This window comes from Magnetovibrio sp., assembly GCF_036568125.1.
Classification (GTDB): domain Bacteria; phylum Pseudomonadota; class Alphaproteobacteria; order Rhodospirillales; family Magnetovibrionaceae; genus Magnetovibrio.
Window position 1 is genome coordinate 267,515 of the sequence record NZ_DATCTF010000015.1, and the last position, 14,945, is coordinate 282,459.

At 58.4% G+C, this 14,945-nt stretch carries 16 protein-coding genes and 1 tRNA gene; 11 read left to right on the forward strand and 6 right to left on the reverse strand.

The features are described from left to right. From VIN96_RS13965 to speB, 4 genes are all read left to right on the forward strand, one after another. Positions 1–1,203: an agmatinase family protein gene (locus VIN96_RS13965; protein WP_331896922.1), complete on the forward strand. Its 1,203-nt coding sequence runs from the start codon at positions 1–3 to the stop codon at positions 1,201–1,203. Between the two features lie 12 nt (positions 1,204–1,215). After that, a complete protein-coding gene (locus VIN96_RS13970; protein WP_331896924.1) occupies positions 1,216–1,611 on the forward strand; it encodes a hypothetical protein in 396 nt (131 codons plus the stop codon). Between the two features lie 11 nt (positions 1,612–1,622). Then, positions 1,623–1,838: a hypothetical protein gene (locus VIN96_RS13975; RefSeq protein ID WP_331896926.1), complete on the forward strand. Its 216-nt coding sequence runs from the start codon at positions 1,623–1,625 to the stop codon at positions 1,836–1,838. 145 nt (positions 1,839–1,983) lie between these two features. Further along, positions 1,984–2,946: an agmatinase gene (gene speB / locus VIN96_RS13980; protein WP_331896928.1), complete on the forward strand. Its 963-nt coding sequence runs from the start codon at positions 1,984–1,986 to the stop codon at positions 2,944–2,946. Positions 2,947–2,952: 6 nt separating this feature from the next. On the opposite strand, the gene VIN96_RS13985 is transcribed toward speB, so the two are convergent. Beyond that, positions 2,953–3,555, reverse strand: coding sequence for a TetR/AcrR family transcriptional regulator (locus VIN96_RS13985; RefSeq protein ID WP_331896929.1), 603 nt, complete (start codon positions 3,553–3,555; stop codon positions 2,953–2,955). Positions 3,556–3,756: 201 nt separating this feature from the next. Between VIN96_RS13985 and VIN96_RS13990 the strand changes: the two genes are divergently transcribed. From VIN96_RS13990 to VIN96_RS14015, 6 genes are all read left to right on the forward strand, one after another. After that, a complete protein-coding gene (locus VIN96_RS13990) occupies positions 3,757–4,824 on the forward strand; it encodes an ABC transporter substrate-binding protein (RefSeq protein WP_331896931.1) in 1,068 nt (355 codons plus the stop codon). Positions 4,825–4,910: 86 nt separating this feature from the next. Then, positions 4,911–5,711: an ABC transporter permease gene (locus VIN96_RS13995; RefSeq protein WP_331896933.1), complete on the forward strand. Its 801-nt coding sequence runs from the start codon at positions 4,911–4,913 to the stop codon at positions 5,709–5,711. After that, positions 5,708–6,520, forward strand: coding sequence for an ABC transporter ATP-binding protein (locus tag VIN96_RS14000; RefSeq protein ID WP_331896935.1), 813 nt, complete (start codon positions 5,708–5,710; stop codon positions 6,518–6,520). Before VIN96_RS13995 ends, VIN96_RS14000 begins: the two co-directional genes overlap by 4 nt. A gap of 10 nt (positions 6,521–6,530) precedes the next feature. Further along, the gene (locus tag VIN96_RS14005; protein WP_331896937.1) at positions 6,531–7,307 is read left to right on the forward strand and encodes a creatininase; all 777 of its coding nucleotides are present in this window, start codon (positions 6,531–6,533) and stop codon (positions 7,305–7,307) included. 5 nt (positions 7,308–7,312) lie between these two features. Beyond that, positions 7,313–8,095 carry an SDR family oxidoreductase gene (locus tag VIN96_RS14010; protein WP_331896938.1) on the forward strand — a complete coding sequence of 261 codons (783 nt, stop codon included), beginning with the start codon at positions 7,313–7,315 and terminating at the stop codon, positions 8,093–8,095. Next, on the forward strand, positions 8,092–8,844 hold the full coding sequence (locus VIN96_RS14015; RefSeq protein WP_331896939.1) for an SDR family NAD(P)-dependent oxidoreductase: 753 nt from the start codon (positions 8,092–8,094) through the stop codon (positions 8,842–8,844). The genes VIN96_RS14010 and VIN96_RS14015 overlap by 4 nt, the downstream gene beginning before the upstream one ends. Before the next feature lie 12 nt (positions 8,845–8,856). Here the strand turns inward: VIN96_RS14015 and VIN96_RS14020 are convergent, their stop codons facing one another. Beyond that, a complete protein-coding gene (locus VIN96_RS14020) occupies positions 8,857–9,723 on the reverse strand; it encodes a DMT family transporter (RefSeq protein ID WP_331896941.1) in 867 nt (288 codons plus the stop codon). 234 nt (positions 9,724–9,957) lie between these two features. Between VIN96_RS14020 and VIN96_RS14025 the strand changes: the two genes are divergently transcribed. Beyond that, positions 9,958–12,348, forward strand: coding sequence for a CHASE domain-containing protein (locus VIN96_RS14025; RefSeq protein WP_331896943.1), 2,391 nt, complete (start codon positions 9,958–9,960; stop codon positions 12,346–12,348). 134 nt (positions 12,349–12,482) lie between these two features. On the opposite strand, the gene VIN96_RS14030 is transcribed toward VIN96_RS14025, so the two are convergent. From VIN96_RS14030 to VIN96_RS14045, 4 genes are all read right to left on the reverse strand, one after another. Next, a tRNA-Phe gene (locus tag VIN96_RS14030) sits at positions 12,483–12,558 on the reverse strand. Positions 12,559–12,660: 102 nt separating this feature from the next. Next, positions 12,661–12,870 (reverse strand): DNA gyrase inhibitor YacG, encoded by a 210-nt coding sequence (locus VIN96_RS14035; protein ID WP_414675616.1) that lies wholly within the window; start codon positions 12,868–12,870, stop codon positions 12,661–12,663. Positions 12,871–12,874: 4 nt separating this feature from the next. After that, the gene (locus VIN96_RS14040) at positions 12,875–14,338 is read right to left on the reverse strand and encodes a ribonuclease E/G (RefSeq protein ID WP_331896945.1); all 1,464 of its coding nucleotides are present in this window, start codon (positions 14,336–14,338) and stop codon (positions 12,875–12,877) included. A 12-nt stretch (positions 14,339–14,350) separates the two neighbouring features. Then, entirely contained in the window at positions 14,351–14,944 is a 594-nt protein-coding gene (locus VIN96_RS14045; RefSeq protein ID WP_331896947.1) for a Maf family protein, read from the reverse strand. Between the last annotated feature and the right edge of the window lies 1 nt (position 14,945).

Below are 14,945 nucleotides of genomic sequence, written 5' to 3' on the forward strand. Positions count from 1 at the left end.
ATGTTTTTCCAACATGACAAACACACCCGCGCGCATGCGGCGTTCACCGGAACGGAAAAACGATTTCACCACCCCGACTTTTCCAAGATGCAGGCCCAGGGCTGGAAGTCCGCGCTTAAAGAAGCCGAACTGCCCGAAGACGCCTGGAAAGCGGAACAGAAATGGGCGTTGGACAACGGCCTGCAAGGTGCGGATTCGATTGAGGATCGCTCCATCCCGACTTTTTCGCGCGGCGAACTGCCGCACTTTGCCGGCATCAACACGTTCTTGAAAGCGCCTTACGCCGAAAACGTCCGCGACGTAGGGCGCTACGACGCCGCCATCATGGGGGTGCCGTTCGACGGCGGCACCACCTATCGTCCGGGCACCCGTTTCGGCCCGCAAGGCATGCGCCGTATTTCCGCGCTGTACACCCCTTACAACTACGAGATGGGGGTAGATCTGCGTGAACAGATGACGCTGTGCGACGCGGGCGACGTGTTCACCATTCCCGCCAACATCGAAAAGACCTTCGACCAGATCACCAAGGCCATGAGCCACGTGTTCTCAAGCGGTGCCATGCCGATCATCTTGGGCGGCGATCATTCCATCGGTTATCCCACCGTGCGCGGCATAGCCGAATGCACCACCAAGAAAATCGGCATCATCCATTTCGACCGCCATGCCGACATCCAGGAAAAAGACTTGGACGAACGCATGCACACCACGCCGTGGTTCCACGCCACCAACATGCCCAACGTGCCCGCCACCAACTTGGTGCAGATCGGTATCGGCGGGTGGCAGGTTCCGCGCGAAGCAGTGAAGGAAATCCGCAAGCGTGACACCAACATCCTAACCATGCGCGACGTCGAGGAAATGGGCATCGATAAGGTCGCCGAAGTCGCACTCGACTTGGCGTGGAAAGACGCCGATGCGGTGTATCTCAGCTTTGACGTCGATTGCGTCGATTGCGGTTTCGTTCCCGGAACCGGCTGGCCGGAACCGGGTGGCTTCCTGCCCCGCGAAGCGTTGTCGCTGGTCGGCAAGGTCGCGGCGGAGGGACTCTGCGGCATGGAAGTGGTCGAGGTCTCGCCGCCTTACGACACCTCCGACATCACCTCGCTGTTCGGCACCCGCGTAGTGGTCGATGTGCTCGGCACCTTGGTCGCGCACGGCAAGATGGGCGCACACAAACACATCATCGACAAGCCGGTCAGCTTTTAAGGGAGCGCCTACATGAATGCCGATGAGATCATACTGTTGGAACACGCCTTCGTCGAAGGCTATCGCAGCGCCACCGACAAGCTCGGTTTCATGCGCCTCGCGGGCTTGCCGATGGAACTGAACCTGGACGGTCAACCGCCCAGCAAACTGGTCGAGGTGAAGGTGTCCGACACCTTCACCGTCGGCACCGCCGCGCCGGGCTTTGGCTCGACAGAGCTGGTCTACCATCCGCTGCCCAGCGAAATGGTCACCAGCGCCCTGCTGTTGGAATTCCTGTACGTGCACGCCCACGGCAGAGAAAGCTATTCGCTCGCCCAACTGCTGGCCGTTCGCGACGGCCGCGACCCCGACGAAGCGGCGCACGACCATGCCCACGCCCATGGCCATCACCATCATCATCCACATTGAGGAGAACACCTATGATCCGCACACTGACCATCACCATCGCCACCTTGGCCCCGACAGCTGCGTTCGCCCACACCGACGGACACGCTGAAATGGCCCTGACGGCGGAGCTTGCCCACATGCTCAGCGATCCGCTGCACGTGGCTCTGATCGCCGCCGTCGCGGGTGCCGTCGCGCTCGGCTACAAAGCTTGGCGCACCAAGACTCCCGCCCGTCAAAAGACCAACTAAAGCGTCTGTAACGCCCTGAAGGCCGGACCCTCTTTTCCAAGGTCCGGCCTTAACCCTATTACAAAAGCCGTTGATCGCGCCTTCGCTTTCAGGCAATGATCCCCCACGCACTCCTCCCCAGATCTTACGAATACAGAGGCCCACGATGTCCGACTCATCCGAAAAATTCCAGCCCATCGACGCCAGCGCCATGCCGCGCTTTGGCGGCATGCCGACGTTCATGCGCTTGCCGCATGTGACCGATCCGGCGCTGGTCGACATCGCCTTGATCGGAATTCCCTGGGATGCGGGCACCACCAATCGCGCCGGTGCGCGTCACGGTCCGCGTGAAATCCGCAACCAATCGAGCTTCATGCGCGCCGTGCATCACGTCAGCCGCATCGCGCCGTACGACCTGTGCCGGGTCGCGGATCTCGGCGACGTCGAAACCAATCCGTTCGACATGATCGACACCATGGATCAGATCACCGCGTTCATGAACCGCGTGATTGATGCCGGCGCGGTGCCGCTGTCGGCGGGCGGCGATCATTTGTGTTCGTTGCCGGTGCTGCGCGCGGTGGCCAAAAACGGTCCGGTGGGCTTGATCCATTTCGACGCCCATTCCGACACCAATGACACCTATTTCGGCGACAACAAGTACACCCACGGCACGCCGTTTCGCCGCGCCGTCGAAGAAGGCTTGATCGATCCCAAACGCACCATCCAGATCGGCATTCGCGGTTCCATCTACGGCGCCGAAGACATGGCGTTCGCCGAACAGAACGGCATGCGCGTGATTTATATCGAAGAATATTTCAAGATGGGCGCGGACAAGGTGGTCGAAGAAATTCGCCGCGTGATCGGCGACGGTCCAGCCTACGTCACCTTTGATGTCGACGGCATCGACCCCGCCTACACACCGGGCACCGGCACGCCGGAAATCGGCGGCTACAACACGTACGACGCTCAGGTCATGATCCGCGGCCTTCAAGGGCTCAACCTGGTCGGCGGCGATGTCGTCGAGGTTGCGCCGCCGTTCGATCCGTCCGGCACCACGGCCCTGGTCGGTGCCACATTGATGTTCGAGATTCTCTGCGTGCTGGCCGACGCCCACGCAAAACGCGGCTGAGAGAACTTAAGCCAAACGCCCCAGAACGAATTCCAGATCGCGCCGCGTCAAGCGATCGCGGGCTTCACGCGTGCGCGTGCGGTCGATGATGAACTCCAAAAAGCGTGCGTTGTGCACGTTGTACAGAACCTCAGCCGCGGTTTCGCAGTCGCAATCGTGAGCCAGGGTCTCAAAGCGTTTTAGAAACCGTTCCAACTGTTCGATCAGGGTTTGATCCAAGCGCCGATACACCGCACCGAATTCGGTGTTACCCTCCAAGATCGAGGTGGCGATCACGTGGCGCCAGATTTCGCGGTTCAGATACGAAAACGCATGTTCGTTGATGGTCTTGGAAAAACCGACGATGGCTTCCAGCGGGTCACTCTGCGCAATGTCCATCAAGGCTTCGATCTTATCGATCAACAGGTCGTCGCTGCGCGTTACCAACGCCAACAACACGCCGCCTTTGGTGCGGTAATGGTTGTAGACTGTCACGGCAGAGACATCCGCGCTTTCGGCGATCATTTCGATGGTCGTGGCGTCAAACCCACGATCGCGAAAATGCTCGCGCGCCGCATCCAAGATCCGCTGGCGGCGGCCTTCCTTTTTATGTTCGCGCAGTCCTGACATGCAATCACCTTAAGGAGGAGGAGGAATCGATCAAAGGATAGTCGCTTGATCGCCGAGGTCGAAGAAAAAATTGTAGTGGACTAAAATTATAGTGGACTAAAGTTTTAAGTCAGGTAAAGTTTATTTTGAATTGGGCCACGACGCCGCTTACCTGAGTCTTTAGACGCGTGCCGTGTCATATCGTTATTTATGGAGGGTTTGATGAACTTCAAACAAATCATCGCAGGACTGTTGCTTCTGCCTCTGATGGCATTCGGCGTCGTCGCCGAAGCGTCAGCCAAGGAAAAAATCAAAATCGGCGTCGCCGTTTCGTGGCCGGGCTACGCCTTCTACGAACTGGCGCGGGTCAAAAACATGGCCCCCGGCTATGACATGGAAATCACCATTTTCGAAGATCCCATCGCAGGCCACAACCAATTGGCAGCGGGCAACATCGACGTTTACGTCTCGACGCTGGATTACATCCCGGTAGCGGTTGAAAACAAGTTGCCGATCGTCAACGTGGCGTTCACCAACCCGTCATACGGCGTCGACCAGGTCGTGCTCGCGCCCGGCATCTCGGTCGCCGACATCAAAGGCAAGAAGGTCGCCGCACCGGAAGCTTTCATCGGTCACATCGTGGTCGGGCTGTGGCTCGACAAAAACGGCATCAAGCCGTCCGACGTGACGTGGGTCAACCTCAACGCCGACGAAGGTGTGGGCCCGATGATTTCCGGCGACATCGCCGCCGCGTACATGTACGAGCCGTGGACGTCCAAACTGACCGAAGCGCTCAAGGGCACCCAGATCGTCGCCGACACCGCGCAAGACGACTACAAGAAACTCGGCCTGTTCGGCGATTCCATCTACATGAACGCCGACTTCATCAAGAACAACCGCAAAGCCGCGTTGGACATGTTGAAGGTCCGTTGGGACGCCGTGCAGTACTGGCACGACCACACCGACGAAGTGAACAAGCTGTGGGCCGAATACCTGCAATGGCCGGTCGGCGACATCGAATACGTCACCGGCACCAACGGTAAGTTCTTCTTGGGCGGCATCTATATGTTCGACTTCAACGAAGCCGCTCAGTTCTGCGGTTCCATTCCCGGCGAGCCGCCGTTCGGCACCAATGGCGGTTTCAAGGACGCCGTCAAGATCACCAACGACTGGTGGGTGAAGTTGGGCGTGTTGAAAGAAAGCCACGATCCGGCACAGGGCATCGATTGCTCGTTGATGGATGAGTTGGCCAAGGGCGGCTACAGCCAGTCCCTGCAAGCGCGTCAATAATAAGCGCAAAGATGGGGTGGCGACCTGGCAACGGGTCGCCACCTCCCCCCCAGGTATTCCCACGAATTTTAATGTGACCCCCTAACATGAAACATTGGCGTTGGTTCGATTACAAAAAAACCATCCCCGCCCCCGCCGTCATCGGTTTGGGCGTGAGCGTATGGATGATCTTCTTTGGATTGTGGGAGATGTCGTCGGCCATGGGCTGGGTGAGCGAACTGCTTGTCCCCGGACCGCAAAAAGTTGTCGTCGCGCTTTACAACCTGATCGCCGAACGCGGCTTTCTCGGCGACATCGGCATCAGCATATATCGTATCCTCGCCAGCTTCATCGCCGCGTGCGTCATCGCCGTGCCGCTGGGTATTTTGATGGGCTCGTTTCGATCGATCGAGGCATTCTTCAATCCCTTCGTTTCCGCATGGCGTTACCTGCCCGCACCCAGTTTCATTCCGATCCTGTTGATGTGGTTCGGCACCGGCGAAGCGCCGAAACTTGCGCTTCTGTTTATCGGCGTGGTGTGGTTCCTCACCACCATCATCATGGATCACACCAAAAATGTCCGCACCGAACTGATTGAAACCGCGCTGACGTTGGGCGGCAATCGCAAACAGATTCTTTGGACCGTGATGATCCCCGCCGTGATGCCCGATGTGATGACCGCCATGCGCCAGATGTTGGCGATGAGCTGGACCTACTTGGTGATTGCGGAAATCGTCGCCTCCACCAACGGCATCGGCGCGATGATGATGCGTGCCAAGCGGTTCTTGCACACCGACGAAATCCTCGCTGGCATCGTCGTCATCGGCGTTCTGGGGCTTGCGTTCGACTACCTGTTCAAGGTCGCACACAGAAAGCTGTTCCCCTATCTGGAGACCCATGGACGATGAGCACCTCACCCCGCAATGTAAAACTGGCTGTGCGTGACGTCGCCAAGATCTTTCAGGTTCGCGCCGGCGCGCAGATCACCGCCGTCACCGATACCACCTTCGACGTGCTCGACAATGAATTTTGCATCCTGCTCGGCCCAAGCGGCTGCGGCAAGTCGACGGTGTTGCGCATGATCGCCGGGTTGGAAGAAACCAGCGGTGGCACCATGAAACTGGACGGCCACGAAATCCGCGGTGCAGACCGCGAACGCGGCATGGTGTTTCAAAGCTACACCTCGTTCGATTGGTTGACCGTTCAACAAAACGTCGAATACGGCATGAAGCTCAACCGTATCCCCAAAGCCGAACGGCGCGAGCGCGCACAACATTTCATCGACTTGGTGAAGCTCAGCAAGTTCAAAGATGCCTATCCCAAGCAACTGTCCGGCGGCATGAAACAACGCGTCGCCATTGCCCGCACGCTGGCCAACTCGCCCAGCTTGTTGCTGATGGACGAACCCTTCGGCGCATTGGATGCGGAAACCCGCTGGAACATGCAAGAGCTGATGATGTCGATCGTCGAAAGCACCGAGACCACCGTGGTCATGGTCACCCATGACATCGAAGAGGCGTTGTTCTTGGGCGATCGAATCATTTTCTTTTCCTCTCACCCCGGAACGGTTTTGGAAAACATGCTGCCCGAATTCAAGAACGGCCAACGCATACTGAAAAAAGAAGACGTGCTGACTTTGCCAGGCTACGCCGATATGGAACGCCGCATCATGCGCTTGATGCGCGAACAGGGCGCCGATCACGCCGACGACTTATAAGGAGCCCCCCATGTCAGCCCACAAGGCCAATCGTCACCTGATGGCGGAAATGACGTCGCCCGAATTCGCCGCCCACATCGAAGCCGGTGCAGTGGTGTTCATTCCCACCGGAACCACCGAACAACACGGCCCGCACCTGCCGCTGGGCGTCGACTTTCAGTTACCTCAAGCCATGGCGTTGGAAGTTGCCCGCGCGGTGGACGGCATTGTCACGCCGCCTATCCCGTTCGGCTACAAATCCATGCCGCGGTCCGGTGGCGGACCGTTCTTCGCCGGCACCATCGGCTTGGACGGCGCGACCTTTTCCCATGTGATACGCGATCTGATCCGCGAACTGGTGCGCCATGGCGCGCGCAAGATCTGCGTCATCGACGGCAATTACGAAAACCTCTGGTTCCTCAACGAAGGCGTCGATCTGGCATACCGCGAACTGAAAGACAGCGGCCTGAAGGTGATGGTCTTGCAGCACTGGGAATTCTTGACCGACCGGACCTTGGCTCAAGTGTTCCCCGACGGTTTCCCCGGCATCGAACTGGAACACGCCGCCGTTTTGGAAACGTCCTTAATGATGCACTACTATCCAGACTTGGTGCACACGGATAAACTTCCCGACAATCCGGCAGCCGAAAGCGGCCCGTACGATGTGTGGCCACCGCACCGCCATTGGGTACCCGACAGCGGCGCGCTGATTTCGGCCAAAGGCGCGACGGCGGACAAAGGCCGCCTGATCGCTGAACAGGTTGGCGCGGATATCACGGCCGCGATACGGAACGAATTCGAGGTGTAATCGACATGGCTCAAGTCACTTACGATTTCAGCGGCAAAACGGTTCTGGTCACGGGCGCATCGCGCGGTATCGGCCTGGGTGTGGCACGCGGCTTCGCCCAAGCGGGTGCGGACTTGCACATCTTGGCGACCACCGACGCCATCAAAACGACAGCCCAAAATTTGCGCGACGAAACCGGCGCATCCGTTGCCGGACACATCTGCGACATTTCGGACCGCACCCGCGCACGCGAGGTTATCGGCGCCTTTTCACGCATCGACGTGTTGATCAACAACGCGGGATTCGAACGTCCGACGCCGATCCTGGAAGACGGCGACGCGGTCGAGGCGACCTTTCGCCGCATCATCGACATCAATGTGATGGGTACCTACTACGTCACCCGCGAGGCCGTGCGTAAGATGGGACCGGGCGGAAAGATCGTCATCACCTCGTCCATCTGGGGACAGACGGCGGTGGCCGACATGTCGGCCTATTGCGCATCCAAGCACGCCAACATCGGCTTCATGCGCGCACTTGCCCAAGAACTCGGCCCCAAGGGCATCAACGTCAACGCGGTGTGCCCCGGTTGGGTCAAAACCGATGCGGCGATGAATTCCCTCAAGCACATGGCGACGGAAACCGGCCGCGACCAAGACGAATTGCTCGATGAGATTCTGTCGGCCCAAGCGCTGGATGGCTTGATGGAACCGGACGACATGATCGACACGTATCTATTCCTGGCGTCCGACGCGGCGGCCAACGTCACCGGACAAAGCTTGAACGTGGACCGTGGAGAATTGATGGGATGACGGGACAACTCGACGGCAAGATCGCCCTGGTCACGGGGGCATCGCGCGGCATCGGCAAAGCTATCGCCGAAATTTTCGCCGCCCAAGGCGCGACCGTGGTGCTGAGCTATCGTTCCGGCACTGACGAAGCGGCCGCTGTGGTGTCCGGCATCGAAGCGCACGGCGGCAAAGCAATCGCCATCGCCGCCGACGTTGCCAACGAACAACAGATCGTGGCGCTCTATGAGGCCGTCGACGCCATCGGCCCGCTCGACATCTTGGTCAACAACGCCGGAGTCATTTTGGAAAAGCCGTTGCTCGACACCACCGCCGACGATTTCGACTGGCTGATGAACGTCAACCTGCGCGGCCAATTTTTGGTCGGGCGCGAAGCGTTGCGCCGTATGGTTGGCCGGGACGGCACACGGGTGATCAACATCTCATCCGATCTCAGCTTTACCGGGCGCGAAGACTTTTCGGCTTATTGCGCCTCCAAGGGCGCGATCAACGCATTGACCAAATCGTGGGCGCGGGAATTCGCGCCGCATGTCTTGGTCAACGCCATCGCCCCCGGTCCTATCGACACCGACATGCTGGACCTGGAAAACATGTCCGCGGAATGGGCGGAAAAGGAAAAAGAGCTCACCGTGCTCAAACGCATCGGTACAGTCGATGAAATATCGGCGGTGGCGCTGTTCCTCGCCGGACCGGGATCCACCTACCTCAGCGGCCAAATCATCGGCCCCAACGGTGGCAGCGTAATGCCCTAGCGGGTTCTGTGCCTAACTGAGGGCCGTCACCGCCACCACACCGGCGAACACCAACGCCATGCCCATCAATTGTGGCAACGACATCGCTTCCTTGAGGATGGTGCGCGCCAACAAGATCGTCACCACGCCGTATGCCGAACTGACCACGCTGGCGATGGTGGTGCCACCCAAGGTCTGGGCAGAAAACAACGCCATGTAGCCCATCAGTTCGATGGCCCCTTGGGCGCTCAGCACACCCCACCATTTCAGGCCGATGTTCATCGATTGACGTCGCATTAAAAACACCGCGGCGAGCACGGCGAATGCGGTGGTGCGCGTGCTCCAAAGGGCTGCGGGCAGGCCGATTTCTGCGGCCAACTTATCGGTCAGCACGATGGCGACATCGAAGGTCAAAATGGTCGCGATGCAAATGGCGATGGTCACGCCGATGCGCCCTTGAACATGGCCGTCTTTATGCTGAACCTTGTGACCGGCGCGACTGACGATCCAAACGCCGCACAACGTCGCACCGATCGCGGCCCACATTGCAGGCGCAGGGACGAAGCCGCCGACCGCAACACCATAGACCACCAACGGCACCGGATAACTGGACACGATCGGCACCGCCACCGACAACGGCCCGCGGGTCAACGACAGATACAAAAGCCAAGTGCCGAGCAAAACACACAGCCCGGTCGCCGCCACCAGCATGCTTAATGCGCCATCGGCGCGCATCGCCGTAATCGCATCCATCGCAAACGGTGCCAGCAGAACCGATGAGATAGCGAAAATCACCACCAAGGTGCGAGCCGGGCCTACCGCGCGCCCCGACAACCGCGCCAAAAAATCGCTACTGCCCCAACTGAGCGCCGTCACCAGGCCCAAAATTCCAGGATTCATAATTGCTTCCGCCTATTGAACATATTCTGAGTATCGCTGTGCGCCTTGGAAACACGACAACAAAACACCCAGCCGCCAATATACAAGGACCTGCGAGAAGCGGTGGCATAAACTGCAATTTTGCCCAATTGAAACCGACCCGCTCAATTATGTCGAAAAGTACTATCTTTGAATTTAGGATGGGCTACCCTTGATAAAATCTGATCTGCAATACTTCGGAAAAGAGCGGGCATAATGTTTGATAAACGATCAGAAGCTGAGCAAGCTACATTTTCGCCGCAAAATCTTGGCGTCCTAAAGCTTCTGTTTGTCGTACTGTCTGTTGGCACAGCATATCTTATCCTCGGTCGTCTTGCCCTTTACGTCGCGTCTGGAGCAGGGTATGCATCCCCCATCTGGCCGGCTGCGGGATTGGCGCTTGGCTCCGTATTGATACGGGGACCGGTCGCCTCGGTCGGGGTGTTTCTGGGTTCTTACTTGAACAACCTTCTCGTTGGCGATCCCTTTGCGTTCACGAACCATACATTAAGTGCCGCCATTGGCCTCGGTGCCACAGCACAGGCTCTCATGGGTCTGTTTTTAATCAAACGCTTTATCGGTTTCCCAACACGCCTGGAACGGGAACAAGATGTTTTCCGCTTTTTTGCACTGGGCGGTGCCCTTGCATGCGTCATCAATGCCGCGACCGGCAGTATTGCATTATGGGGCTTCGGCATCATCTCTCAGGACGATGTTGTCCGGATTGCCGCGATCTGGTGGTTGGGCGATACACTTGGCGTCGTGGTCATTGCGCCGATCATTGTCTTGTTCTGGTCCCCCCATAAGGAAACCACGAGAAACCGCTTCATCGCGGTTTTGATTACTTCGACCATCATGCTGTCCCTTTCGGTCGCAGTGTACGAAACCGCCAAGTCGCTGGAGCAAAAGCGAGTCGAACTGGTCTTCCAAAATCATGCCCAGTCCGTCACACAGACACTCGAAAGATCGCTTCAGGACTCACTTTCCGGATTGGATCGGGTTCGGGACATTTTCCACAATTTTGGCATTATCAACCGAGTCGATTTCCGGAATATCACGTGGGGCATTTTGGAGGATTACCCCGGCCTGCGCGCAATTTCGTGGAACGAAATTGTACGCGAAGACGATGTAAGCGCCTTTGTGCGCAGGATGAAAGACCCGCTGGCACCGGGTTTCGCGATTACCGAACGCAACGCAAATGGCGACCTTGTTCCTGCATCCGTACGGCCGGATCATATTGTCGTATCCTACATAGAGCCGTTGGCACAGAATCGCCTCGCCCTTGGATTTGACGTGGGATCGAATGTGGCACGTAGAAAAGCACTGGATACGGCCAGAGACACCGGCGAAGCGATGACAACCGGGCGCATCACGTTGGTGCAGGAGACCGCCAAGCAATTCGGTGTGTTGGTATTCATGCCCTTTTTTGGTCAAGGGCCCGCCCCACAGGGCATAACCGACAGGCAAAATCGGTTATTAGGATATATTACCGGCGTTTACAGCATTGGCACGATCGTCAATGATGTGTTGCACAACGGCAGACACGAGCATCTCGATATCTCTTTAACGGATAGCAGCTCCGAACCGGGATCGGAACTGCTGTATCCCCGTGAAACTTCGGAAGAGCATAAGCTCAGAACGCACAAGCTGGATCAGAGATCAAAGGACTTTGGCGTTACCCTCTGGACCCAAGACCTGAGCGTGCCCGGGCGCAAATGGGTCTTAACCGTTCGCCCCAACTCCGACTTTTTTGCTGAACACGCATCCTCGGCGTCTTGGTTCATTTTCCTGGCAATGGTGCTGCTGTCGGCAATGGTCTCCGTCTTGACTATGATCGTTACAGGTCGGCAAAAATTGATCCAGGAACTCGTTGAAGTCAGGACGGCTGAATTGCAACGTGCGCGCCTGGAAGCGGAAAAGGCAAACTCCGCAAAATCTGAATTCCTCTCTTCGATGAGCCACGAGCTGCGAACGCCTTTGAACTCCATCCTCGGGTTCGGCCAGATCCTTGAGCTCGACCACAACCCACCATTATCTCCTTCTCAAAAGCAAGGCGTGGCCCAAATTCTCAAAGGTGGCCGGCATCTGCTCGAACTTATTGAACAGATATTGGATTTGGCGCGCATCGAAACCGGACGACTTGATCTTCACCTGTCGGACATCAAAGTTCCGCTTTTGATACAAGACTGCGTTTCGTTTATTCAGCCCCAGGCCGAACACAGCAAAATCTCGTTATCGACCGACCTGTCCTATACGGGAGAGGTACGCGCCGACACTATGCGCCTGAAACAGGTCATGTTGAACCTCATGTCCAACGCCGTAAAATACAATCGTGAAGATGGCCATGTGACCATCGCAGTAACAGGCCCGAAAGGCGGTATGGTGCGGTTCGAGGTTTCCGATAATGGCCACGGCATTGCAGAAGAGCTACACCATAAAGTCTTCGAGCCCTTTGAGCGCCTGGGACAGGAAAATAGCGTCATTGCCGGCACTGGGGTGGGACTCACCGTGACCAAACAACTGGTGGAAGCCATGGGCGGAAGCATTGGCTTTGAAAGCCAAATCAACGTAGGCAGCACGTTCTGGATTGAATTGCCCGCCAATTGAATTGGCTTGGGGACATTTCCCCGTAACGTGCCGAAGCCACATGATCCTCAACAGAGCATCAAGCCCCCTCTGGGCACACATCCATCTTTTCAAAAGAAAACCCCCGAGAAATAAATCTCGGGGGTTTAGAATAATGGTGCCCAGGGGCGGATTTGAACCACCGACACGCGGATTTTCAATCCGCTGCTCTACCAACTGAGCTACCTGGGCATATGGTCACCGGGGCCGAAGTCCCTGTGCGTTGGTGAGGCCCGGTTTATAGGAAATTCCGACGCCTCTGTCCAGCACTGGAATGCACCTTTTTTCAGTCTTTTACACCTCGTCGTCGCCAAACGGGCCGTCGGCGCCCGGAACTTCCTCGGTGGGGATGCGATAGTCTTCGCCAAGCCACTTGCCCAAATCGATATCGGCGCATCGTTTGGAACAAAACGGGCGGTAGGATTCCACGGCCGGTTTGGTGCAAATCGGGCACTTTGCGGCCTTTTTCACCACTTTCAACTCAACCACCTTGTCGTCGTTCATACTCTCACCTCTGGGCCGGTTCGACCCGAAATTGGCCGTGACCGAGCTTGTCGTCGGGGACCAGTTCCAAGGGTTGGCCCAATTTGTTTTCCATGTCATCGAGCGCCGCTTGGCCCTCATCCTTCAATGCCCGCGCGATGCTGGGGTGGAGTCTCAACGCGGGAATCAGCGACGGCTGCGCCCAGACTTCCGCCAACACCCGGTCCAACGCCCGATAGCCCACCGACAGCGGCGCTTCGGCACGCCCCGTTCCGCACACCGGGCACGGTGCCATCAACTGCGTCGACAACGGCGGACGACGGCGCGGGCGGGTCACTTCCAGCAATCCGCCCCGGGTGGTGCCCAAAACCTGTGGGCTGGCAGGATCTTGCGCCAAGGCCTCTTTCAATGCCGTCACCACCCGCCCCGGCCCGTCTTTACCGGTCATACTGACGATGTCGATGACGATCAAACCGGCGAGATTGCGCAAACGCATCTGCCGTGCGGTCTCTTTCATTGCATCCAGATTGGTGGCCAGCGCGACGTCGCCCGCACGACCGCCGCCGCCCCCGGCGCCGCCGACATTGACGTCGATGGTGGTCACAGCCGCGGTTTCTTCGATGATCAACGAACCGCCGCCGGGCAAGCGCACCTGGGCGTTCATCAAGCCCGCGACCTCGTCGGCAATGCCTTCGCTTTCAAACACGTCGGCACTGCCGGGATGGCGCTGAACGCCGCCTGAAGGCAACGCCTCGAGCTTACTCAACTCCGCTTCCAGCTTTTTTGCCGTCGGCGCATCGTCGACGACGATCTTGCTCAGACCGCCGTGGCCGTTTTCGGTGAGAAATTGGATCGCCGGGGGGACGTCGCCGCTGACCAACGCGGGCGGTGTCTGTTGCTCGGCGTGCGCCAGCATATCCGCCCAACGCACCCGCAGCAGGCCGATTTCGCCCTGCAAGGTCTTCTGCCCCGCCCCTTCGGCGCCGGAGCGCACCACGCAGCCCTCACGGCCGTTCAACAGCCCGGTGAGCACGGCACGCAGGCGGTTGCGTTCCGCGTCGTCGCGGATGCGCTTGGATACACGAATGCCCGGATCATTCGGCGTCAGGACCAAAAACGCCCCGGTGACGTTCACCCTCCGCGTCAGTTTCGGCCCCTTGCTGTCGCGCGCCGAGGCCAGCACCTGCACCAGCACGGCTTCGCCTTCGTGAACGTAGTCGGAAATCCGGTCGCGCGGCGCTTCGCCACCGCCCATATGGGGTTGGGGCCGGGCTTCGGGTAGCGCCAAAAATCCGTCACGCTCCGCGCCGATGTCGACGAATGCGGCTTCCATGGCGGGAATGACTTTCTTTATTCGGCCCAAAAACACGTCGCCGACCAAGCCTGCGTTTTGTTCACGGTAAATGGCGAAATCCTTGAGCCGCCCGTCCGCATCGGCGCGTGCGATGCGCGTTTCTCCGGGGCGCACACGAACGATCAAGCTGTCCATCAAGCCCGCCCCCTATATCAAGCCCGCAGGATGAACGCCGAGGCCCTTGAGGGCGTTGGCGACCTCGTGGATCGCCAGACCGACAACGTTGGCGTACGAACCGTTGATGGATTTGACGAACGCGCCGGCACGGCCCTGAATGGCGTAGGCGCCGGCCTTGTCGTGCCACTCGTCGGACGCAATGTAGCCGTCGATTTCTTGCACACTGAGACGTTTGAAATCGACCTTGGTGGTAATCGCCTTGACCACTTTGACGCCGCCGGGCGCCAAGATCGCCAAGCCGCCGATCACCCGGTGGCTGCGTCCCGACAGCAATGATAGGTACGCCCGCGCCTGGGCTTCGTCCTCGGCCTTGCCGAGAATGCGCCGCCCCACCGAGACGACAGTGTCGGCGCCGATGACGCAGGCGTTGGGATGCTGTTTTTGAATTTCTTGGGCTTTCGCGTCGGCCAGACGGCGCGCCATGTCGATGGGGCGCTCATCTTTCAACGCGACCTCATCCACATGCGCGGGCAAGATCTGGTCGGGCGTCACGCCGATCTGCGCCAAAAGCTCAACGCGTCGGGGCGAAGCGGAGGCCAGAATCAAGGGAATGTGACCGATCAAG

Coding starts and splice junctions, on each gene's coding strand:
- VIN96_RS13965 (WP_331896922.1), top strand. CDS start 1: ATGTTTTTCCAACATGACAAACACACCCGCGCGCATGCGGCGTTCACC.
- VIN96_RS13970 (WP_331896924.1), top strand. CDS start 1,216: ATGAATGCCGATGAGATCATACTGTTGGAACACGCCTTCGTCGAAGGC.
- VIN96_RS13975 (WP_331896926.1), top strand. CDS start 1,623: ATGATCCGCACACTGACCATCACCATCGCCACCTTGGCCCCGACAGCT.
- speB (WP_331896928.1), top strand. CDS start 1,984: ATGTCCGACTCATCCGAAAAATTCCAGCCCATCGACGCCAGCGCCATG.
- VIN96_RS13985 (WP_331896929.1), bottom strand. CDS start 3,555: ATGTCAGGACTGCGCGAACATAAAAAGGAAGGCCGCCGCCAGCGGATC.
- VIN96_RS13990 (WP_331896931.1), top strand. CDS start 3,757: ATGAACTTCAAACAAATCATCGCAGGACTGTTGCTTCTGCCTCTGATG.
- VIN96_RS13995 (WP_331896933.1), top strand. CDS start 4,911: ATGAAACATTGGCGTTGGTTCGATTACAAAAAAACCATCCCCGCCCCC.
- VIN96_RS14000 (WP_331896935.1), top strand. CDS start 5,708: ATGAGCACCTCACCCCGCAATGTAAAACTGGCTGTGCGTGACGTCGCC.
- VIN96_RS14005 (WP_331896937.1), top strand. CDS start 6,531: ATGTCAGCCCACAAGGCCAATCGTCACCTGATGGCGGAAATGACGTCG.
- VIN96_RS14010 (WP_331896938.1), top strand. CDS start 7,313: ATGGCTCAAGTCACTTACGATTTCAGCGGCAAAACGGTTCTGGTCACG.
- VIN96_RS14015 (WP_331896939.1), top strand. CDS start 8,092: ATGACGGGACAACTCGACGGCAAGATCGCCCTGGTCACGGGGGCATCG.
- VIN96_RS14020 (WP_331896941.1), bottom strand. CDS start 9,723: ATGAATCCTGGAATTTTGGGCCTGGTGACGGCGCTCAGTTGGGGCAGT.
- VIN96_RS14025 (WP_331896943.1), top strand. CDS start 9,958: ATGTTTGATAAACGATCAGAAGCTGAGCAAGCTACATTTTCGCCGCAA.
- VIN96_RS14035 (WP_414675616.1), bottom strand. CDS start 12,870: ATGAACGACGACAAGGTGGTTGAGTTGAAAGTGGTGAAAAAGGCCGCA.
- VIN96_RS14040 (WP_331896945.1), bottom strand. CDS start 14,338: ATGGACAGCTTGATCGTTCGTGTGCGCCCCGGAGAAACGCGCATCGCA.